20 protein-coding genes, 4 tRNA genes and 1 pseudogene are annotated in these 20,716 nt (G+C 71.1%); 17 read left to right on the plus strand and 8 right to left on the minus strand.

Features of this window, described 5'->3' with window-relative positions:
* Positions 1-13 precede the first annotated feature (13 nt).
* Positions 14-508, minus strand: coding sequence for a YajQ family cyclic di-GMP-binding protein (locus G6R20_RS03325; RefSeq protein ID WP_067716850.1), 495 nt, complete (start codon positions 506-508; stop codon positions 14-16).
* Positions 509-701: 193 nt separating this feature from the next.
* On the opposite strand from G6R20_RS03325, the gene G6R20_RS03330 reads away from it, so the two are divergent.
* The 6 genes from G6R20_RS03330 (at position 702) to G6R20_RS03355 (ending at position 6,314) form a co-directional block, all read left to right on the plus strand.
* Positions 702-783, plus strand: a tRNA-Tyr gene (locus tag G6R20_RS03330).
* Between the two features lie 198 nt (positions 784-981).
* The gene (locus G6R20_RS03335) at positions 982-2,016 is read left to right on the plus strand and encodes a polyprenyl synthetase family protein (protein ID WP_240341243.1); all 1,035 of its coding nucleotides are present in this window, start codon (positions 982-984) and stop codon (positions 2,014-2,016) included.
* Complete coding sequence (locus G6R20_RS03340; RefSeq protein WP_163375557.1) at positions 2,013-2,906, plus strand: squalene/phytoene synthase family protein; 894 nt, start codon at positions 2,013-2,015, stop codon at positions 2,904-2,906. Before G6R20_RS03335 ends, G6R20_RS03340 begins: the two co-directional genes overlap by 4 nt.
* The gene (gene crtI, locus G6R20_RS03345; RefSeq protein ID WP_163375558.1) at positions 2,903-4,585 is read left to right on the plus strand and encodes a phytoene desaturase family protein; all 1,683 of its coding nucleotides are present in this window, start codon (positions 2,903-2,905) and stop codon (positions 4,583-4,585) included. Before G6R20_RS03340 ends, crtI begins: the two co-directional genes overlap by 4 nt.
* The gene (locus G6R20_RS03350; RefSeq protein ID WP_240341244.1) at positions 4,582-5,019 is read left to right on the plus strand and encodes a lycopene cyclase domain-containing protein; all 438 of its coding nucleotides are present in this window, start codon (positions 4,582-4,584) and stop codon (positions 5,017-5,019) included. Before crtI ends, G6R20_RS03350 begins: the two co-directional genes overlap by 4 nt.
* Positions 5,016-6,314, plus strand: coding sequence for a prenyltransferase (locus G6R20_RS03355; protein WP_346010022.1), 1,299 nt, complete (start codon positions 5,016-5,018; stop codon positions 6,312-6,314). Before G6R20_RS03350 ends, G6R20_RS03355 begins: the two co-directional genes overlap by 4 nt.
* A gap of 42 nt (positions 6,315-6,356) precedes the next feature.
* On the opposite strand, the gene G6R20_RS03360 is transcribed toward G6R20_RS03355, so the two are convergent.
* Positions 6,357-7,091, minus strand: coding sequence for a glycosyltransferase family 2 protein (locus G6R20_RS03360; protein ID WP_163375559.1), 735 nt, complete (start codon positions 7,089-7,091; stop codon positions 6,357-6,359).
* Positions 7,092-7,222: 131 nt separating this feature from the next.
* On the opposite strand from G6R20_RS03360, the gene G6R20_RS03365 reads away from it, so the two are divergent.
* Both G6R20_RS03365 and G6R20_RS03370 read left to right on the plus strand, forming a co-directional pair.
* Positions 7,223-7,295: transfer RNA gene (locus G6R20_RS03365), tRNA-Thr, on the plus strand.
* A 42-nt stretch (positions 7,296-7,337) separates the two neighbouring features.
* A tRNA-Met gene (locus tag G6R20_RS03370) sits at positions 7,338-7,411 on the plus strand.
* A 76-nt stretch (positions 7,412-7,487) separates the two neighbouring features.
* On the opposite strand, the gene G6R20_RS03375 is transcribed toward G6R20_RS03370, so the two are convergent.
* The 6 genes from G6R20_RS03375 to G6R20_RS03400 form a co-directional block, all read right to left on the minus strand.
* Entirely contained in the window at positions 7,488-9,413 is a 1,926-nt protein-coding gene (locus tag G6R20_RS03375) for a cation-translocating P-type ATPase (RefSeq protein ID WP_240341276.1), read from the minus strand.
* 48 nt (positions 9,414-9,461) lie between these two features.
* Positions 9,462-9,698: a heavy-metal-associated domain-containing protein gene (locus tag G6R20_RS03380; RefSeq protein ID WP_067716832.1), complete on the minus strand. Its 237-nt coding sequence runs from the start codon at positions 9,696-9,698 to the stop codon at positions 9,462-9,464.
* 136 nt (positions 9,699-9,834) lie between these two features.
* Complete coding sequence (locus G6R20_RS03385) at positions 9,835-10,575, minus strand: Crp/Fnr family transcriptional regulator (RefSeq protein WP_082923936.1); 741 nt, start codon at positions 10,573-10,575, stop codon at positions 9,835-9,837.
* Between the two features lie 12 nt (positions 10,576-10,587).
* A complete protein-coding gene (locus tag G6R20_RS03390; protein ID WP_067716829.1) occupies positions 10,588-10,851 on the minus strand; it encodes a hypothetical protein in 264 nt (87 codons plus the stop codon).
* Between the two features lies 1 nt (position 10,852).
* On the minus strand, positions 10,853-12,373 hold the full coding sequence (locus G6R20_RS03395; protein ID WP_067716827.1) for a molybdopterin-dependent oxidoreductase: 1,521 nt from the start codon (positions 12,371-12,373) through the stop codon (positions 10,853-10,855).
* A 6-nt stretch (positions 12,374-12,379) separates the two neighbouring features.
* Positions 12,380-14,110 carry an acetolactate synthase gene (locus G6R20_RS03400; protein ID WP_240341245.1) on the minus strand — a complete coding sequence of 577 codons (1,731 nt, stop codon included), beginning with the start codon at positions 14,108-14,110 and terminating at the stop codon, positions 12,380-12,382.
* A gap of 94 nt (positions 14,111-14,204) precedes the next feature.
* Between G6R20_RS03400 and hadA the strand changes: the two genes are divergently transcribed.
* The 9 genes and pseudogenes from hadA to G6R20_RS03445 all read left to right on the plus strand — a co-directional run bounded on the left by hadA (position 14,205) and on the right by G6R20_RS03445 (position 20,700).
* Positions 14,205-14,606: a (3R)-hydroxyacyl-ACP dehydratase subunit HadA gene (gene hadA, locus G6R20_RS03405; RefSeq protein WP_096907011.1), complete on the plus strand. Its 402-nt coding sequence runs from the start codon at positions 14,205-14,207 to the stop codon at positions 14,604-14,606.
* A complete protein-coding gene (locus G6R20_RS03410; RefSeq protein WP_163375561.1) occupies positions 14,603-15,085 on the plus strand; it encodes a MaoC/PaaZ C-terminal domain-containing protein in 483 nt (160 codons plus the stop codon). The genes hadA and G6R20_RS03410 overlap by 4 nt, the downstream gene beginning before the upstream one ends.
* 164 nt (positions 15,086-15,249) lie before the next feature.
* A tRNA-Trp gene (locus tag G6R20_RS03415) sits at positions 15,250-15,322 on the plus strand.
* A gap of 210 nt (positions 15,323-15,532) precedes the next feature.
* Positions 15,533-15,700 (plus strand): annotated as a pseudogene (secE, locus tag G6R20_RS19095) (preprotein translocase subunit SecE); the annotation flags it as partial.
* A 63-nt stretch (positions 15,701-15,763) separates the two neighbouring features.
* Positions 15,764-16,750 carry a transcription termination/antitermination protein NusG gene (nusG, locus tag G6R20_RS03425; protein WP_205475715.1) on the plus strand — a complete coding sequence of 329 codons (987 nt, stop codon included), beginning with the start codon at positions 15,764-15,766 and terminating at the stop codon, positions 16,748-16,750.
* A gap of 250 nt (positions 16,751-17,000) precedes the next feature.
* Positions 17,001-17,435, plus strand: coding sequence for a 50S ribosomal protein L11 (gene rplK / locus G6R20_RS03430; protein WP_154830598.1), 435 nt, complete (start codon positions 17,001-17,003; stop codon positions 17,433-17,435).
* A 91-nt stretch (positions 17,436-17,526) separates the two neighbouring features.
* Entirely contained in the window at positions 17,527-18,255 is a 729-nt protein-coding gene (gene rplA, locus G6R20_RS03435; protein WP_163375563.1) for a 50S ribosomal protein L1, read from the plus strand.
* A gap of 472 nt (positions 18,256-18,727) precedes the next feature.
* Positions 18,728-19,507, plus strand: coding sequence for an MCE family protein (locus G6R20_RS03440; RefSeq protein ID WP_163375564.1), 780 nt, complete (start codon positions 18,728-18,730; stop codon positions 19,505-19,507).
* Positions 19,504-20,700 carry an MCE family protein gene (locus G6R20_RS03445; RefSeq protein WP_240341246.1) on the plus strand — a complete coding sequence of 399 codons (1,197 nt, stop codon included), beginning with the start codon at positions 19,504-19,506 and terminating at the stop codon, positions 20,698-20,700. The genes G6R20_RS03440 and G6R20_RS03445 overlap by 4 nt, the downstream gene beginning before the upstream one ends.
* Positions 20,701-20,716 lie beyond the last annotated feature (16 nt).

Genomic DNA, 20,716 nt, shown 5'->3' on the forward strand with positions numbered 1-20,716 from the left:
CACCGTCGGCGGGTCAGCGGTAGTTGGTGAACTGCAGCGCGACCTCGAAGTCGGCACCCTTGAGCAGCGAGATGCACTCCTGCAGGTCGTCGCGCTTCTTGGACGACACACGGATCTCCTCGCCCTGGATCTGCGCCTTGACGCCCTTGGGGCCCTCGTCGCGCAGCAGCTTGGTGATCTTCTTGGCGTTCTCCTTGTCGATGCCCTGCTTGAGCGAGCCGACCAGGCGGAACGACTTGCCCGACGGCATCGGGTCGCCCACCTCGAGCGCCTTCATGCTCAGCCCGCGGCGCACCAACTTCTCCACGAAGACGTCCTTGGCGGCCAGCACGCGGTCCTCGGAGTTCGCGACGATCTCCACCGCGTCCTCGCCCTTCCACTCGATGCTCGCGTCGGTCCCGCGGAAGTCGTAGCGGGTGCCCAGCTCCTTGGCGGCCTGGTTCAGGGCGTTGTCCACCTCCTGGCGGTCGAACTCCGAGACGATGTCGAACGAGGACTCCGAGGCCATGGACGTACTCCTGTCGTTGGGGGATGTCCCGGTCAGGCTACCCGCCACGGCCGGGGCGCGAGGCCGCCACGGCCAGGGCTCGAGGCGGCCTCGGGCGGGGCCGGGAGGCCGCCGCCGCACCACCCCTGAGCACCCCGATTTGGCACCAGGGGTCACAGGCGTTGTATCGTGTCGTAGCGCCCTTGAGGTGCACGCCAGATTGCCCGAGCGGCCAAAGGGAGCGGATTGTAAATCCGTCGGCTTAGCCTACGTTGGTTCGAATCCATCATCTGGCACGCGAGACCCCTGCCACAAGCGGGGGTCTTCGTGCATTTCGGGACTTGTCGCCCGGGAATCCGTGAAAATATGACCACCCGCGGTCCCCAGGGTCACGACCTCACGACCTGTCACGCCGCATCTCGTCGAGAAGAATCGAGGTGAGACGTATCCACGACGGCCCCGGCTCCGAACCACCGGACATGACACTCCTTTCGATGACCGCCGCACATCGGATGACGGCCGGCGACCTGCCGGCCGGCCTGGGTTCCGCAGTGGACGACTGGGCCGATGACCTCGGGCGGACCACCCGCTCCGGCAAGGGGATGCGCTCCGCGCTCTTCGACGCCGTGTACACCACCTCCGGGGGCGCCGACGAGGCCGTGCGGGCCGCCGCGGGCCAGGCTCTGGAATTGCTGCACGAGGCGTTCCTCGTCCACGACGACCTGGCGGACGGGGACGACCAGCGCCGCGGCCAGCCCAACCTGCAGGGCCGCACCACCGCGCGGGCCACCGCCGCGGGGATCGGGACCGAGGCCGCCGGGCACCTCGGACAGGTCGGCGGGCTGCTCGGCGGCGACCTGCTGCTCGTGGCCGCGATGGCCGACTTCGCCCGCCTGCCCGTGCCGGCGCCGCTGCTGCACCGTGTACTCGACGAGGTGCAGGGCGCGGTCGTCGCGTCGATCGCCGGGGAGTACGCGGACGTCCACGGCTGTGTCGAGCGCGAGCCCGCCGACCGCGAGCGGGCGCTGGCGATCGGCGCGGCCAAGACCGCCGCCTACTCCGTGTGCCTGCCCCTCGTGCTGGGCGCGATGCTCGGCGGCGCGCCCGACGAGGTCATCCCCCCGCTGCGTGAGGCCGGCCGCCACCTGGGGACCGCCTACCAGGTGATCGACGACGTGCTGGGCGTGTTCGGGGATCCGGCCGTGACCGGCAAGTCCAACGAGGGCGACCTGCTCCGGCGCGCACCGACCGTCCTGCTGGCCCACGCCGCCACCACCGAGGCCTGGCCGCGTATCGACGCCGCCCTCGGCCGTCCGGCCGCCGACCCCGCGACGATGAACGGCCACACGCCCGACCCCGACACCGCGCGCGAGCTACTACGCGAGTGCGGCGCCCGCGAGCACGCGGTAGGCATCGCCGAGGACCTCATCACCGCCGCCCGCGCCGCGCTGGACTCCCCGGCCGTGCCGCACGACGTCCGGGCCGCGCTCGGCCCCCACCTGGCCACCGCCCTGGAGAGGACCCGATGACCCAGCAGAGCCCCCACGCGGAGTTCACCGACGCCGCCCGCCGGTGCAGCGAGGTGATCCTGCGCCGGTACTCCACGTCGTTCGCACTGGCCTGCCGACTGCTCGCGCCCGCCACCCGCCCGCACGTCGCCGCGATCTACGCGTGGGCGCGGGTCGGGGACGAGGTCGTCGACGGCGCGATGGACGACCCGGTCGCCGCGCGCGAGCTCATCGCCGAGGCGCGCCGCCGGACGCACCGCGCGATCGAGCGCGGGCTGGACCCCGATCCGGTGACGCACGCCTTCGCCGACACCGCGCGTCGGTTCGGGATCGACGCGCGCCTGGTGGATCCGTTCTACGACTCGATGGAGGCCGACATCGACGTCACCGAACACACCGAGGAGTCGCTGCGTCGGTACATCCACGGGTCGGCGGAGGTCATCGGGGAGATGTGCCTGCGGACGTTCGCCGGTGGGGGACTGGGTGACGACGACGAGATGGCCGCCGGAGCGCGCGCACTCGGAGCGGCGTTCCAGAAGGTGAACTTCCTCCGGGACATCCGGGAAGACTTCACGGAACTCGGTCGCAACTACCTGCCGGGCCGTGACCCGCGGGCACTGACGGAGAAGGACGTACGCGAGTTGGCCGCTGACGTGGACGCGGACCTGCGCATCGCGCGGGCGGCGATCAACCGGATCCCGGGCCGCGACCGCCTGGCGGTGGCCGCAGCCCACGACCTGTTCGCCGAGCTCAACGATCGCCTACGGGCGGCCGGGGCATCCGGGGTGAGCGCGGGCCGGGTGCGGGTGCCCGATCCGGTGAAGCTCGCGGTGATCGGCCGCGCTGCAGCCGGGCGCGGCCGGTCCGGCGCCCGCCCCGGTGCCGCGCGCGGTGGGGCGGTGGCCCGATGAGCCGCCGGCAGGCCCCGGACGGGCCCGTCGTCGTGGTGGGCGGCGGCATCGCCGGCCTGGCGACCGCCGCGTTGCTGGCCCACGAGGGGCGCGACGTCACGCTCGTCGAGGCCACCGACTCCGTCGGCGGGCGCGCGGGCAGCTGGTCGGCGGGCGGGTTCCGCTTCGACACCGGCCCCTCCTGGTACCTCATGCCGGAGGTGTTCGACCACTTCTTCCGCCTCTGCGGTACCTCCGCCGACGAGCAGCTGGACCTGGTGCGCCTGGACCCCGGGTACCGCGTGTACTTCGAGAACCGCCCCGAGTCGGTCGACATCCGCTCGGATCGCGCGGCCTCGACCGCCTTGTTCGAGTCGCTCGAGCCGGGCGCCGGTCGCGTGCTGGGCAGGTACCTCGACTCGGCGCGGACGACCTACGACCTCGCGCTCAAGCGGTTCCTCTACACCAACTTCACCTCGTACGCGGCCCTGGTGCGCCCCGACGTGGTGGCCCGGGCCGGTTCGCTGGTGGCCCGCCTCGTCCAGCCGCTGCACTCGTTCGTGGCCCGCCGGTTCAGCGACCGCCGCATCCAGCAGATCCTCGGCTACCCCGCGGTGTTCCTCGGGTCCTCGCCGTACCTGGCGCCGTCGATCTACCACCTCATGAGCCACCTCGACCTCACTGACGGTGTCCTCTACCCGCGCGGAGGGTTCACCGAGGTGATCGCCGCGGTCCGCAGGGTCGCCGAGCAGCAGGGTGTGGTCATCCACACGGGCACCGAGGCGATCGAACTGGTCACCACATCCGAGGGCGCCCGCGCGCGCGGGTCCCGCCGGTCGAAGGCGCAGATCAGGGGCGTCCGGGTGCGCGACCGGGCCGGGACGGAGCGGACGCTGCCGGCCGGCCTCGTCGTCGGGGCCGCGGACCTCCACCACCTCGAGACCCGGTGGCTCCCCGAGCACCTCCGCACCTACCCACAGTCCTACTGGGACTCGCGTACCCCCGGGCCCGGAGCACTGCTCATGCTGCTCGGGGTGCGTGGTGAGCTCCCGCAGCTGGCCCATCACACGCTGCTGTTCACCGACCGGTGGGAGGAGGGGTTCGACGCCATCTTCGGCGAGTCGCCCCACATCCCGGACCCGGCGTCGCTCTACGTCTGCCGCCCCAGTGCCACCGACACCGACCCGGACGCGGGCATCGCCCCGGAGGGCCACGAGAACCTCTTCGTCCTGGTGCCCATCCCCGCGGACCCCTCGCTGGGCCACGGCGGCGTGGACGGCGCGGGGGACGCCGCGATCGAGGCGGCCGCCGACCGGGCCATCGCCCAGATCGCCGACTGGACCGGCATCGACGACCTGGCCGAGCGGATCGTCGTGCGGCGCACCATCGCCCCCGCCGATCTCGAGGACGACCTCGGCGCGTGGCGCGGCACGGCCCTCGGGCCCGCGCACACGCTGGCGCAGAGCGCGTTCTTCCGCACCCGCAACGTCAGCACGCACGTCGACGGGTTGTACTACGCCGGCGCGTCGACCATCCCCGGGATCGGACTGCCGATGTGCCTCATCAGCGCCGAGCTGATCCTCAAGCACGTGCGCGGCGACACGGGTACCGCGCCCGTGGCCGAGCCCGGCGGGGGCACGGTGTTCGACAGGCCCGCGTCCGGCGGACCCGCCGGCGGCGACCCGGTGTCGGCGAGGTGATCGGGCTGGCCTACCTGGCGGTCCAGGTCATCTCGTTCGCCGGCATCCTCGTCATCGACCACCGCTGGAAGCTCGCGGCGTTCCGCGCCCCGGCCGCGACTGCACTCTCCGTGACCGCGGCGGTGGCGCTGCTGCTCACGTGGGACGTCCTCGGGGTGCGCAGCGGGGTGTTCTTCCGCGGCCAGACCGACTTCATGACCGGCCTGCTGGTCGCGCCGGAGATCCCGCTCGAGGAGGTCGTGTTCCTCGCGTTCCTGTCGCACCTCGCGTTGGTGTGCGCGACGGGCGTGGTCACGGCCGTCGAGCATGTCTCGCGGCGGCGGGGCGCGCGGTCCGGCGGCGCACGGTCAGGCGGCGCACAGAACGGCGGCGCCCAGAACGACGGGGCCCAGAACGGCGGAGCCCAGAACGACGGGGCGGGGGCGCGGCCGTGAGCATCTACTCGACCATCAACGCCACCATGGCCATCCCGGTGGTCGCAGCCGCCCTCATCGCGCTGTGGCGCCTGCGCGGGGCTGACCGCCGACGCTGGCTGATCGGGGTCGGCGGCTCGCTCGTGGTGCTGCTCGTCCTCACGGCGATCTTCGACAACATCATGATCTCGGCCGGACTCGTGGCCTACGATGATGCGCTGACCAGCGGCATCCGCCTGGGCGTGGCCCCCATCGAGGACTTCGCCTACGCCGTCGCCGTGGCCGTGTTCATGCCCTCGGTGTGGTTCGTGCTCACCGCCCGGCCGCGGGCCGGTGCCGTGGCGGGCAGCCCGACGGTGTCGGGCCGGGGGGACGCGGCGCTGGCGGGCACCCCGGAACCGGGGGACGACGACGACAAGGTCCGCACCCCCGAGCGGCCCGCGACACCGGGTCTGCTCACCACCCTGTTCTGGTCGTCCCGCCCGGTCTCGTGGGTGAACACCGCCGCCCCGTTCGCGCTGGCGTACTTCCTGGCCACGGGCGGGTTCGACCTGCTGGGCGTGATCGGCACGCTCTTCTTCCTGGTGCCGTACAACCTCGCGATGTACGGGATCAACGACGTCTTCGACTACGAGTCGGACCTGCGCAACCCCCGCAAGGGCGGCGTGGAGGGGTCGGTCCTCGAGCGGTCGCGCCACACGGCGACGCTCGTGGCCTCGGCCGTCACGACCGTGCCGTTCCTGGCCTACCTCGTCGTGGTCGGGACGCTCGAGTCGTCGCTGTGGCTGGCGGCGAGTGCGTTCGCGGTGATCGCCTACAGCGCCAAGGGACTGCGGTTCAAGGAGATCCCGTTCGTGGACTCCGTCACCTCGGCGTTCCACTTCGTCTCGCCGGCGATCGTCGGGTGGACCATCGCCGGCGCGGACCTCGGCGGCGGGGTGTGGGCGTGCCTCATCGCGTTCATGCTGTGGGGCGCGGCGTCCCAGGCGTTCGGCGCCGTGCAGGACGTGCGCTTCGACCGCGAGGCCGGCCTGAAATCGGTCGCCACCGTGCTCGGTGCCCGGGCAGCCGTGTGGTTCGCGCTGGCCTGCTACGCCGCGGCGGTGCTGGTGCTGCTGATCGCCGCGCCGTGGCCGGCGTCGGGGGCGGCGTTCGCGATCCTGCCGTACCTCGCCACGGTGGCCGCCTACACGCGGGTCACCGACGCCACCGCCGAGGCGACCAACGAGGGCTGGAAGCGCTTCCTGGTGCTCAACATGCTGGCCGGCTTCTGCGTCACGCAGCTCATCCTCTGGTCGGTGCTCGTCTGGGCGTGAGCCCGCGCCGCCTCACCGGCTGATTCGGCCGACCGGGCCGGGTCAGCGCTGGACGCGCTCCAGCCACCGCCGCGACGGCGGGCTCGACCGCCAGTTGAGGAAGATCGTCCGGAATGCCCGCGAGAAGCGTCGCCGCATGGCCGCGGGGTCGTCGAAGGGTCGGGCCGAGATCCCCACGGTCAGGGAACGGTCGACCAACAGGCGGTCGTTGGCGCCGAACTGGAACGACAGGTCGATGTCGTCGTGGAGTTCCGGGTCGGTGCGGTTGACCCCGTCGCGCACCCGCTCCCAGGCGCTGCGGCGCATCGCCAGGTTCGAGCCGAACAGGACGGGGTGGGCCATGGCGGCGCCGACGGAGACGAAGAACGCGTCCATGTAGAGCCGCTTCGCGGCGCGGGCCCGCCACCCCTCCAAGCCGATGAACTCGCCTGGGCCGGAGATGGCCACGAGTTCGGGATCGGCGGTGAACGCGGCCTCGATCCGGGCGAGCCACCCGGGTCCGGGCCGGGAGTCGGCGTCGAGTCGGGCGATGATGTCGCCCGTCGCGGAGTCGTAGCCTGCCGCGGCCGCTGCGGGGATGCCCCGCACGGGCTCGACGGCCACCCGGACCCCGATCCGCGCATCCGCGGCCAATGCCACCGCGACGCTGTCGTCCGAGCACCCGTTGTCCACCACCACGACCTCGTCGGGCAGCCGCGTCTGTGTGGCGAGGGAAGCCAGGGCGCCCTCGAGTTCGCGGGCGTCGTCGAGGACGGGGATCACCACGGAGATGCGCACCCGGCCATCCTGCCAGCGGGCCCGGCGGGACAGCGCCCCACCGGGCGATTTGTGCCGCGTTCGGCCGTGTGTGTAATCTGCTAAAGGCTTACGCGCCAAGCGGTTGGGTGACCAACAGCGAAGCGCGGCCCGCCCCCTTAGCTCAGTCGGCAGAGCGTTTCCATGGTAAGGAAAAGGTCGTCGGTTCGATTCCGACAGGGGGCTCGCACTGTGCGGGGCGGCTCGATCGTCCGACTGGCAGGGCATGCCGGTGTAGCTCAGCTGGTTAGAGCGCACGACTCATAATCGTGAGGTCGGGGGATCGAGTCCCCCCACCGGTACTCTCAACACGAAGGCCGCCCGCTCGCCGCGGGCGGCCTTCGTCGTCTTCTCGACTCCTACGGCATCAGGGTCTGATCACACCCGGCTCACGTCCCGTGCTCCGGTCCCGAGGACGAGGTCCCCCGCGTGTCCCGGGATCCCGGTTCCGTCCTTCTCGAGGGTCGGCCGCAGGAGGAGCATCGCGATCGCGATCACCGCGAGAACGGACACCTCGTGGACCAGCATCCCGATCGACATGGTCACGCCCCCGAGGAACAGCCCGGCAAGAAGCGCGGCAACGGTCACCAGGGCGATGGCGATGTTGAGTCGCATGGTGCGGACGGTCCGCTTGGCCAGGGAGAGCGCGTACGGCAGCCGCGGGAGCCTGTCCGCCATCAACGCGATGTCGGCGGTTTCGATCGCGGCCGGCGAGCCGGCGGCTCCCATCGCCACCCCGATGTCGGCCAGTGCCAACGCAGGGGTGTCGTTGACCCCGTCACCGACCATGGCCACGGTGTGGCCGCGGGACTGCAGCTCGCGCACGATCTCGACCTTGTCCTCCGGCATGAGCTCGGCACGGATCTCGTCGACCCCGAGTTCGGCGCCGACATTGCGGGCCACCCGCTGGGCATCGCCGGTCGCAATGACGACCCTGATCCCAGCGTCGTGCAGTGCCCTGACCGCTGCCGGGGCGTCGTCACGGATGGTGTCGGCGACGGCGACGATCCCGACCGCCCGTCCGTCGACCCCGACGAACATCGCGGTCCTGCCCTGGTCGTTGAGTTCGAGGATCCGTGCGTTGTCAGGCCGGTGGTCGAGTAGATCCGCGGAGCCCACCGCGACCACTCGGCCATCCACCTCGGCGCGGATGCCCTTGCCGGCGACGGGCTCGGCCGCTTCGACCAGGTCGATCTCCAGTCCCGCCTCCCGGGCACCCGAGATGATCGCCTCGGCGAGCGGATGCTCGGACGCGGTCTCGGCTCGGGCGGCCAGCCTCAGGACGTCCTCACGCGAATAGTCGTCGTCGAGCACGTCCACGTCGGTCAGGACCGGCCGACCGTTGGTGAGGGTGCCGGTCTTGTCGACGACGACCGCGTCGACCCGGGCCGCACTCTCGAGGTACTCGCCGCCCTTGATGAGAACACCGTCCTTGGCGGAGCGGCCGATCCCGGCGACGATCGACACGGGGATCGAGATCACGAGGGCGCCGGGGCAGCCGATCACCAGGAGGGTGAGCGCGAGCTCTATGTTGCCCATGGTGGCGACCAACGACCAGGGGATCAGGGCCACCACCAGCGCCGAGATCATCACGGCGGGGGTGTACCAGGTCGAGAACCGTTCCATGAAGGTCTGGGTGCGGGCCTTGTCGTCCTGGGCGTCCTCCACCCGGTGGACGATCCGGGCGAGGGTGGTGTCGGCACCGATGCCGACGGCCTCGATACGCAGGACTCCCGACCGTAGCCAGGTGCCGGCGAACACCTCGGAGCCCTCGGACTTCTCGGCCGGGACGGACTCGCCGGTGATGGTGGCCTCGTCCACGCCGCCGTTGCCGGAGAGCACCCGGCCGTCGACGGGGACCTGCTCCCCGTTGCGCACCAGCACGAGGTCGCCGGGTTCGAGTTCCCAGACCTCGACGGTCTCCGGCTCGCCGTCGCGAAGGATGGTGGCGGTCTCGGGCGCCGAGTCGACGAGGTCGGACAGGGCCCGGCGAGTGCGGTTGAGAGTCGCCTTCTCCAGGGCCTTGCCGAGGGCGAAGAGGAAAGTGACCGCCGCAGACTCCCAGTAGTTGTCGATGAACATGGCCCCGACGGCGGCGACCACGACCAGCAGATCGATCGAGATCATCCGGATCCGAAGCGCCTGAACCGCCGAGACGGCGATCCGGTAGCCGGCCACGAGAGCGGCGATGATCATCAATCCGTCCGCCACCGCGTCGGCCGAGGTGAGTCGGCCGACGAGCCACGAGGCGACGATGAGCAGGCCGGAGGCCGCCACCACGCCCCAGGTCTTCCATGATTTCAGCATTGTCCTGTCTCCTTCGGTCGCCGTCGTGCGGTCGGTGTCGTCGCGTCAGAACGCCGACGGCTTGACCGCGTAGCCGACCTCGGCGACCGCTGCGACGAGATCACGTACCGAGACCTTCGCGGGGTCGTAGTCGACCAGTACTCGTCCGGAGGCGAACTTGACCTCCGCGGACTCGACACCGTCCAAACCGTTCAACTTGTTCTCGATCTTCGCGATGCACGACGGGCACGAGAATTCATCCGAACGCAGAACGATGCTCTTGACCTGTTCGCGGACACTCATGGTGATCCCAGCTCCTCTACGGTTGCTGTTCCTCGGGGGAACGGTGCACGTTCCTTACGTGCATCTCCGAACCTAGGAGCAACCGGAGAAGACTTCCTTGACGCCAATCAATCAACGGGAAAGCGGCGCCGACCAGTTAATCGCCCGCGATCAGCCTCTCGAGTGCGGCGCGGTCGAGGACCGAGACCCATTCGCGGCCGGAGTCGATGACGCCCGCCTTCTTCATCCGCGCCATCGCGCGCGAGGCGGATTCCACTGTGGTGCCGGCCATCCCCGCAATGTCGTCGCGGCGCAGTCGGACCTGGAGGAGACTCGAGCCGTCCCGCTGGAGGCTTCCGAGCTTGCGGTCGAGGTGCCGCAGCGTCGAGCCGACCCGCTGCTCCACCGACTGCGTGGTGTGCCCGATCTCCTGTTCCCGGGCCTGCGCGAGCCGATCCTGTTGCATTCGGATCAGGCCCAGGGCGAGGCTCGGGTGGTCGCCGACCACCTCCGCCAGCGCGTGAGCGGGCAGGAAGAGCGCACAGGTCGTCTCCATCGCCCAGGCGGACTCGGTCGCGACGGCAGCCTCCGTGTGCAACGGCCCCACGGTGTCTCCGGGGGCGGCGATGTCCACGGTGAGCTCCCGGCCATCGGCGGTGTCCCGGGTAACCCGCGCGCGGCCGGAGACGACGAGATACGAACCGGGGATTTCATCCCCGGCGAGCACCATCGGATCGCCCTCGGCCCAGGACCAGGCGGTCAGGTGCCCGTTGAGGTCGCGCCGGTCATCAGGTGAGAGCTCCCGGGTCAGTGGGGCATCGGCTAGTACCCGCAGCCGGGTCTCGTCCGAGCAGGAGTGCGGGTGTGCGCAGTTGCGCCGAACCGGGTTTCGGGACATCGGTGCAGCGATTCAGTTCGAGGAGTGCAGATGGGTAGAGACCACCCGGAAGTCTCCCGCGCGGGCGAGGGCCTTCTCGATGATCGCCGGGTCCGGGCGGACCGTGTCCGGGTGTTTGACGTACAGCTGCGCGTGTTCGGCCCCGGTGAGTTCGAAGGTCGCCTGGCCCAGTCCGTGCTCGGCGAAGATGTCGTAGAGCGCCTGGAGGGCCTTCTTGACGTCCCTGTCGTTCCGGACGCCGCTGACCTCGAAGCGGCACGAGACGATGTGGGACACGTCAGATCCTTCCGTTGAACGCCTGCAGCGCGGAATCCTCGCGGGTCCCGCCTCGGCCGTCACCGTACTCCGCGTAGTCGGCTATCCACCGGATCGAGCGCACCCACTTGACGTGCTTGTAGCCGTGGTTTGACTCCACCCGCAGGCGGGCGGGGGCGCCGAGGTGCGTCTCGAGAGGGGTTCCGTTGCGCTCGTAGGCCAGAATCGTGTCGTCCTCGTAGACCGTGTCGAGGTCGAGTACCGCGTAGAACGGCTCCCGCGGCCGGTTGTCATACATCTTCTGGGCCAGACCGTAGGAGTCGATCAGCACGTAGTGGGCTCCCTCCGGCTGGGGGCCGAGGACCTCGAGCAGATCCCGCAGTCGTACGCCGGTCCACCGGGACGTGGCGGACCAGCCCTGCATGCAGGTGTGCACCGCTACATAAGAGGTGCGCGGCAGCTCCGTGAGCTCGTCCAGGGCCAGGGTCTTCTCGGCGCCCGAGAGGTCGTCGCCGATGGTCAAGGAATAGCCGCGCCAGGCATCGTCGCGAGCCTCGACCCACTCCGGCGACTCGTCCTCGGTGGGCGGCAGGCCGTTGGTCCAGTGGAACTCGGAGATGTCGTCGTCGGTGTAGGTGTTCTGCCGCCCCATCCGCGGTCGCATCCGGTTGAGGAAGAGGCGGCGGCCGATCTCGGACACCCCGGCGGTGAACCGCTGCGCCCGGGCGCGGTCGGCCAGCGACCAGTAACTCAGGGCGATCCAGAACAGGACCACGGCCACGACGGTGGCGATCGTGATGGTGAAGGCCTGGGCGGATCGTGCCGTGTCGGTGGTGCCGAACACCATGTGCACGACGTTGTGCTCGGCGTGCACCAGGAACACCAGCCCGACATGCATGACGATGAACGCGGAGATGAGCACCATGAGGATGAAGTGCAGCGACCGGGCGCCCTGGTGGCCGCCCCAGAGCTTGACGTACCAGGGGAACCGCGAGCGCACCGCCGGCGCCATGGCCACGCCGGTGAGGATGAGCAGCGGAGCGAGGACGAAGATGACGGCGGTGTAAGCCAGCATCTGTGCGGCGTCATACGGGTCGAAGTGTTCGATCGCCGGAGCCCGGAACCCGAGGTACATCCGGATCGACTCCCACGCCTCGCCGAACACGCTCCACGAGGTGGGGATGATGCGGCGCCACAGTCCGGTCGCGAACAGCAGCACCACGTACACCAGGCCGTTGAGCACCCACAGCATCACCGAGATCCCGTGCCAGTGCCGGCCCAGCCCGATGTTCTCCCGACCCGGTAGGCCGATCAACGGTGACAGGGATTTCTCGTCCATCAGGGAGGTGTACACGCCCTCCTCCCGTGGCAGTTTCCGGCGGGTGAAGCGCAACCACTCGGTCCCGGGCTTGCAGTCGTTGCGCCACCACAGTCGAGGCATCGAGGACAGGATCTCCCAGCCCGAGCGGAGCAACATGCCGATCAGGATGAAGTTGATCAGGTGGGAGGCCCGTAGCCACAGCGGGAAATCAGGGTTGATCACGTCAGTTCAGACTCCAAATGTCGAGCGGGGATACATGGCCTCTACATCGGTTATCACGTTCACCAGGTACGGCACGCCGCTGGCGAACGCCCGGTCCAGCGCCGGGCCGATCTGCGCGGGATCAGTGACCATCTCGCCGGCCCCGCCGAGGGCCTTCACCACCTCGTCGTAGCGAGTCCGCGGCGCGAGGTCGGCGATCACGTCGTAGCCGTAGAGCATCTGCATGGGGCCCTTCTCCAGGCCCCACGCCCCGTTGTTGCCCATCACCATCACCACGGGCAGTCGGTGCCGGACGAGGGTGTCCACGTCGATGAGGGAGAACCCCGCAGCACCGTCGCCCAGCAGCAGGACCACCTGACTGGACGGTCGGGCGATGCGGGCCGCGATGGCCGCGCCCAGTCCCGCGCCGAGGCACCCGAACGGGCCGGGGTCCAGCCAGTTGCCCGGCCGGGCGGGTTCGATGAACTTGCCGGCATAGGAGACGAAGTCGCCGCCGTCGCCGATCACCACGGCGTCCTCGGCCAGGCGCGGCAGCAGCTCGCCGTAGATCCGCGCGGGATGGACGGGGTCGGCCGAGGCGCCCAGGAGCTGCAGGTCGGCGGCGTGGGTGGCATCGGCCTTCTCCCGCAGCGTGGTCGCCCAGGTCGACCAGTCCGGGCGCGCCGCCCGCGATCGGCGCTGTACGGCCTCGACGACCGCGTCCAGCACGAGCCCCAGGTCGCCCGCGGTGGCCACGGCCGGTGACGCGTGGTGGCCGAGTTGCCCGGGGGAGTCCGCGATGTGCACCACTTTCGCCGGCGTCGCGCCCTCCTTGCCGCCGAACACCCCGTAGCCGAGCCGGAAGTCCAGGGGCGTGCCCACGACGAGCACCACGTCGGCCGCGCCGAACGCCGTCCCGCGCGCCTTGGTCACCAGTAGCCGGTGCCCGGCCGGGACGATCCCGCGGCCCATGCCGTTGGGGATGACGGGCAGGCCCAGCGACTCGACGCACCGCAGCGCTGCGTCTTCGCCGCGATCTGCCCACACGTCGGAGCCCAGCACCAGCACGGGACGCTCGGCGCCGACGAGCAGGTCGGCGATCCGGTCGACGGCGTCGGTGTCGGGGGAGCGGTCCGGCGCGGCGGCGGGGGAGCCGTCGCCGGCCCGCCCCGGTCCGGGCCGGACGGAGTCGCACCGGTCGAAGAAGTGGTCCATGTGCACGTCGAGGAACGCCGGCCCGCGGTGCGCGGTGCGGGCGGCGGTGAACGCGCGGTGGGTGGCGGCGGCGATATCGGCCGTGTCGCGGGCGGTCTCGGCGGACACGGTCACCGACCGCACCACCGGGACGTGGTCGAACTCCTGCAGGCTGCCGGTGCCCCAGCGGCCGGCCGGCGCGCGCCCGCCGAGGACCACCATCGGGGCGCCGGAGAACGAGGCCTGCGCCAGCGCGGACACGCCGTTGGTCACCCCCGGACCGGCGGTGAGGACGGCCAGGCCGGGCGAGCGGGTGAGCTTGCCGGTGGCCTCGGCGGCGAATGCGGCCGTCTGCTCGTGCCGCACGTCGAGCAGTGCCACGCCGTGGTCCTCCTTCTCCGCGGCGTCGTACATGGGGAACACGTGCGCCCCGGAGAGGGTGAACATCGTCCGCACGCCGTGCGCGGCGGCGACGGCCGTGGCGTGGGATCCGCCGTGCCCCTCCACCGGCCGGCCCTCCACCGGCGTCGTTTCGGCCTGCGGGGCCGGCTCGTCGTGGCTCACATCGCACTCCCTGCTCGACTGCCCCCACCGTAGGAGGCGCGGACGGGTCGTGTCAGCGGTTCGGCGGACTCGCCCTCGGGTAGCGTCGGCGCCTGTGAGCACAGACAACGCTGATGACCTCGTCGTCGTCGTCGTCGGGGATCCGGTCACGGTCACCGACGCGGTGGTGGCGCGCTTCGCCGAGGCGGTGGGCGCGCCGACCGGCCAGGTCCCCGCCACCCTCGCGGCCGCGCTGACCGCCCCGGTCCAACGCGCGGTGATGGAGCACCCCGCCCTGCGCATCGACCTGGCGCGGACCCTCCACACCGCGCAGTCCAGCGAGCATCACCGGCCGATCCGTGTCGGCGACGTCCTCACCGCCACCGCCACGGTCACCGGGGTGCGGTCGGCGCGCGGCGGGCGGATGATCGGGTTCGACACCGTGCTGCGCGACGCCGCCGGCGAGCCCGTCCAGACTCTGACCAGTGCGTTGCTCACCGCGGAGGTGGAGGCATGACCGGGCGGGAGGTGCATGGGCAGGGCGCGGCCGCGCGAGGCGCGGCCGCGCAGGACGTGACGACGACGAGGACCACTGCCGCCGGGGAGGTCCTGCCGTCCCGGACCCTGCCGATCTCGCGGGACGACCTGCGGCGCTACGCCGAGGCGTCGGGGGACCACAACCCCATCCACCTGGACGACGCCGCGGCGCAGGCGCTCGGTCTGCCCGGGGTCGTGGCGCACGGGATGCTCACCTCCGCGCTGGCGATCGGGGTCGTGGCCGAGTGGGCCGGGGGAGCCGACCGCGTGGTGGCGACTTCGTTCCGGTTCGCCGGGCCCGTGGTCGTCCCCGCCGACGAACCCGCCCGGCTCGAGGTGGCGGGGTCGGTGAGGAAGGTGGCCGAGGACGGCTCGACCGCGGACGTCGCGCTCGCCGTGACCTGTGGCGGGTCGAAGGTGTTCGGCAAGGCGATCGTCACGGTCTCGCTCGCGGGGTGACGCCGGACGATTTCGGGCCACCGGCCGCCTGTCGTACACTGGGACGCCCGACCGAACGCGGTCGCGGACCGCGCTGCCGCCAGGCAGTCGCCGACACTGTAGAGTCGAGGCGTTCGTGCGGCCCGCAGGCGCGGGAGGGCACGGGTGGCCGGGAGACCGGCCGAAGGGGCGTAGCTCAATTGGCAGAGCAGCGGTCTCCAAAACCGCAGGTTGCAGGTTCAAGTCCTGTCGCCCCTGCACTTACCGCACACCAGACGACCCGGAGGTAGCCGCGTGAGCCAGGATCGCGACGACGACGTCGACGTCAGCGGCGTCCGCGATTCCGACGCCGCTGCCGCCGTCCCCACCGGCAAGGCGGGGCGCGGCGACACCGCCTTGGCCGGACGGGTCCGTACGGACGCGGACAAGCCGGAGGACACGCGGACCGCCCGCACGAACCCGTTCCAGTACATCGGGCAGGTCGTCGAGGAGCTGCGCAAGGTCATCTGGCCCACGCGCAACCAGATGGTCACCTACACCATCGTGGTGTTCCTGTTCCTCATCTTCATGACCGCGCTGGTCTCGGGCGTCGACTTCGGCGCGGGCAAGCTCGTCGAGCTCGTCTTCGACCGCTAGAGACCTGCCGCTGGGGTCCGGGGCGTGATCCGGACCGCCGAACTTCGAGAGGACCGCATTTCCGTGAGCGACATCGATCAGAGCCCCGAGGCCGAGGGCGCCGAGCAGGCCGCGAGCGAGGCGGACGCGGTGCTCGGTGACACGGCTGCGGACCCCGCCGACACCATCGACGCCGACACCATCGACGCCGACACCGAGGCTGACGCCGCCGACACCGTCGCGGCAGGCGCCGAGCTGGACCAGGACGCCGCCACCGACGCGGTCGAGACCGAGCTCGACGAGGACGTCGAGGGTGAGACCGTCCCCGAGGGCGACGAGACCGCTGCGGAGGACGAGCTCGCCGAGTCCGCGCTCGAGACCTCCGACGAGGAGCCCGAGGGGGCTCCGGCCGAGGAGGCGGCCGCGGCCGACGAGGCGGCCGCGCCCGCGATCGACCCGATCATCGCCTTCAAGCGTCAGCTGCGCAAGCTTCCCGGCGACTGGTTCGTCATCCACTCCTACGCCGGCTACGAGAACAAGGTGAAGGCCAACCTCGAGACCCGCGCCGTGACCCTCGGTGCCGAGGACAAGATCTTCCAGGTCGAGGTCCCGGTCGAGGAGTTCACCGAGGTCAAGAACGGCCAGAAGAAGGTCGCCAACCGCAAGGTCCTGCCCGGCTACGTGCTGGTGCGGATGGAACTCGACGACGAGTCCTGGGGCGTCGTGCGCAACACCCCGGGCGTGACCGGGTTCGTCAGCGCGACCGGTGGCGCCGCCGGCAAGCCCACCCCGCTCTCGCTGAGCGACGTGGCCAAGTTCCTGGCCCCCAAGCCGGAGAAGAAGTCCGCCGCCGCGGGCACCGCCGACGACCAGGGCTTCGCCCCGCAGGCCGTCGAGGTGGAGTTCGAGGTCGGCGAGTCGGTCACCGTCATGGACGGCCCGTTCGCCACGCTGCCCGCGTCCATCTCCGAGGTCGATCCGGCCGCGCAGAAGCTCAAGGTCCTCGTGTCGATCTTCGGTCGCGAGACGCCGGTGGAGCTCGGCTTTACCCAGGTCGAGAAGATCGACTGACCCGCAGAACTCCCACGACGACCCGTCCCGCGCCCGGCGTGGGGCGGGTCGCTCGTCTGTCAGCATGGCCGGTGTCGGCGATTAGGGTTCCGACCGGCCGCGCGCGTAGACTCTCCAAGGTTGCGCCTGTGTTCCCGCGTGCCCTTCCGGGGGTCATGCAGGGGAGGCGGGCGCACACGACAGTCGGCCTCCCGCGTGTACAGCGCGGAGCCGAGATCCAGTCGAAGAATCAGGAAGACTGAGGAAGACGATGCCTCCGAAGAAGAAGAAGGTCTCAGGGCTCATCAAGCTCCAGATCCAGGCCGGCGCAGCCAACCCGGCCCCGCCGGTCGGTCCGGCTCTGGGTGCCCATGGTGTCAACATCATGGAGTTCTGCAAGGCCTACAACGCCGCCACCGAGAACCAGCGCGGAAACGTCGTGCCGGTCGAGATCACGGTCTACGAGGACCGGTCGTTCGACTTCAAGCTGAAGACGCCGCCGGCCGCCAAGCTCCTGCTCAAGGCCGCCGGCCTGCAGAAGGGCTCCGGCACCCCGCACTCCGCCAAGGTCGGCAAGGTCTCCATGGACCAGGTCCGCGAGATCGCGCAGACCAAGATGGAGGACCTCAACGCCAGCGACATCGACCAGGCCGCGAAGATCATCGCCGGCACCGCCCGTTCCATGGGCATCACGGTCGAGGCCTGACCTCCACCCCCCGAACATCTGTGGGAGGGCAGCTCAGGCCCGCACCACACCCGACCGTCGCGCGTGAAGACGCGGCAGGAATGGAACTGACATGAGCAAGAACAGCAAGGCCTTCAAGGCCGCAGCTGAGAAGGTCGACCGCACCAAGCTGTACTCGCCTCTGGACGCCCTGGCCCTGGCCAAGGAGACCGGCTCGACGAAGATGGATGCCACCGTCGAGGTCGCCATGCGACTTGGCGTCGACTCCCGCAAGGCGGACCAGATGGTCCGTGGCACCGTGAACCTTCCGCACGGTACCGGTAAGACCGCCCGCGTCATCGTCTTCGCCGCGGGCGAGAAGGCCACCGAGGCCGAGGCCGCCGGCGCCGACGTCGTTGGCTCCGAGGACCTCATCGAGCGCATCCAGGGCGGCTGGCTCGACTTCGACGCCGCGATCGCCACCCCGGACCAGATGGCCAAGGTCGGCCGTGTGGCCCGCGTGCTCGGCCCGCGTGGCCTCATGCCCAACCCCAAGACGGGCACCGTCACGATGGACGTGACCAAGGCCGTGGGCGACATCAAGGGCGGCAAGATCACCTTCCGCACCGACAAGGCCAACAACCTGCACTTCATCGTGGGCAAGGCCTCCTTCTCCACGGAGCAGCTCACGGAGAACTACCAGGCCGCGGTCGACGAGGTCATGCGCCTCAAGCCGTCCTCCTCCAAGGGCCGCTACATGCAGAAGGTCACCATCTCCACGACGACCGGCCCCGGCATCCCGGTCGATCCGTCGGCGATCTCCAAGCTCCTCGAGGCGGGTTCCGACTCCGCAGCGAGCTGATCTGCTCGGCTGAGACGCCACCAGCTCGGCTGAAGGCCCCGCGACCGGTTATCCGGACGCGGGGCCTTCCCGCATTTCCCGGCATGCCTGGTGCCGCCGGCCGCCCGGCCGCCCGGCCTCCCGGTCCGCAGCCGCTCCTCCCGATGGCGTCTCGCGTGTTGGCATGCCCGCCCCCCACGCAGCCGCTCCTCGCGATGGCGTCTCGCCTTCACTTCGGGGCGTGCGAGACGCCATGTTCGTGCGCGGCTGTGGGCGAGATGGGGCTGCGGCGAGGGCGAGACGCCATCGCAACGAGCGGCCGCGGGCACGGATTCCCTCGCGTTCGCACGCGCGGTACGGCAGCCCGGAGCACACTGTGACCTCCCACCCGCTCGACAATTCCCCTGGGTATGGTTGGGTCACGCGGTCGCCGTCGGCACGCCCGCCCCGCTACCGGAGGGGGCCACGATCGGGGTCGACCGGACCACCCGCGGTGGCCGCCGCGGACGAGGTGCTCGACGATCGCGGTGACGACGTCCGCGACACGGTCCGTCAGCTCAGCGCGGCGCTGCAGACCGTCTCCGACGGCCGCGACGACCTCTTCGCCACCGTCCGCAACCTCGAGGCCTTCACCGCCGCGATGGAGGGTTCCGGCGAGCAGATCACCACCTTCAACGAGGTGATGGCGGCGGTGACCGTCTCGGTGTCCCGCGGCCGGGGGGAGATCGGCCCGGCGCTCACCGAGCTCGACCTGGCAGTCGACGAGGTCCGCGACTTCGTCCGCGACAACCGGCAGGTGGGCATCGAAACCGCCCGGACGACCACCGACCTGCTGACGGTGCTGGCCGAGCAGCGCGACGACATCGCCCAGATCCTGCACGTCGCACCCACCGCGCTGTCGAACCTGCAGGGGATCTACCAGCCGTCGCAGAACGCGGTGATCTCGTCCCTCGCGCTGACCGACTTCGCGAACCCGATGCAGTTCATCTGCTCCGCTCTGGCCGCTGCAGAGGAGACCGACGTGCACACCGCCTCCGAGGAGTGCGTGCGACTGCTCGGCCCCACGCTCACCGCGCTGGCGGTGGACTACCCGCCCGTGGCGATCAATCCCAGCCGCGGCGTCGGGGCGCTGCCGCACCAGCTCGACTACACCCACGACCACCTGCGGCCGGCTCCCGCCCTCGCGACCCCCGCCGACGCGTCCCCGACCCCCGCCGGCCCGGCGGACGGTCGCGTCGGCGTGATCGACCTGCTCACCGAGGGCGTCCGGTGACCGGGCGGCGCGCCGTGGGCGCGGCGCTGCTGGTCGTGTCGACGACGACGATGAGCGGTTGCGACTGGAAGGGGCCCAACAGTCTCCCGCTGCCCGGGACGGCCGGGGGCGGGCCGGACGGCTACTCGGTGACGGTGCAGCTCGCCGACGCCACCACCCTGGACCGCAATGCCCGTGTCCGGGTCGGCGACGTGACGGTGGGCCGCATCGCCGACATCGGCCTCGGCCCGGGGTTCGCCGAGGTGACGATCGACCTCGACGGGGAGGTCCGCCTGCCGCGCAACGCCACGGCCCGGGTGGGGCAGAGCAGTCTCCTCGGTGCGTCCCACCTCGAGCTGTCGGCACCTCCGGGCGAACCCGCCGAGGGCACGCTGTCCGACGGCGACCTCGTCCCGGTGGAACGCAGCGGCGGGTACCCCACCACCGAGCAGACGCTGGCCACGCTCGCGGCGGCACTCGGCGGCAGCGGCCTGGCCCAGGCGGCGGAGGTCTTCGGGGAACTCGACGTCGCGATGACCGGCCGCACCGACGAGGTCCGGGCGGTGGTGGGACGCCTCAGCGAGCTGCTCACCGGGCTCGAGGCGCAGAAGGAGGACATCGTGGAGGCGTTGGAGGCACTGGAGGGGCTCTCGACCGAACTCGCGGTGCGCAGCGACGAGGTGGAGGGCGGGGTCGCCGACCTCGGGCCCGCACTCCAGGTCCTCGCGCAGCGGCGGCAGCGGCTCGTCGAGGCCACCCGCGCGGTGGACACCGTCACCGCGACCGCGGGCCGTGTCGTCGAGGCCTCCGGCGGTGACCTCCGTGCCGGTCTGGAGTCCCTCGACCCCGTCCTGCAGGGACTGGCGGATTCGGGGGACTCGCTCACCGAGTCCCTGCGCTACCTGGCCACCTTCCCGTTCCCGCTGGACACCTACCGCAACGCGGTGCGCGGGGACTACGCCAACGGCACGGTCATCCTCGACCTTCGGCTGCCGGTCCTGGACACCGCGCTGCTCATCGGCACACCGTTCGAGGGGTCGCTGGCCTCGCTCGACACCATCCTGGGCGTACCCGCCCCACCCGTGGAGCCGGCCCGCGACGGGCTCGGCGACGTGCTCGCCCCGCCCCCGCCACCCCCGCCGCAGTCGCCCCCGCACCCGGCGCCGCCGTCGCCCGAGGCCGCGCCCGCCCCCGCAGGGGAGGCCGGCGCATGAGGCGGGGCTGGCGGGG

The organism is Dietzia sp. Alg238-R159 (assembly GCF_900537145.1).
Taxonomy (GTDB): Bacteria; Actinomycetota; Actinomycetes; order Mycobacteriales; family Mycobacteriaceae; genus Dietzia; species Dietzia kunjamensis.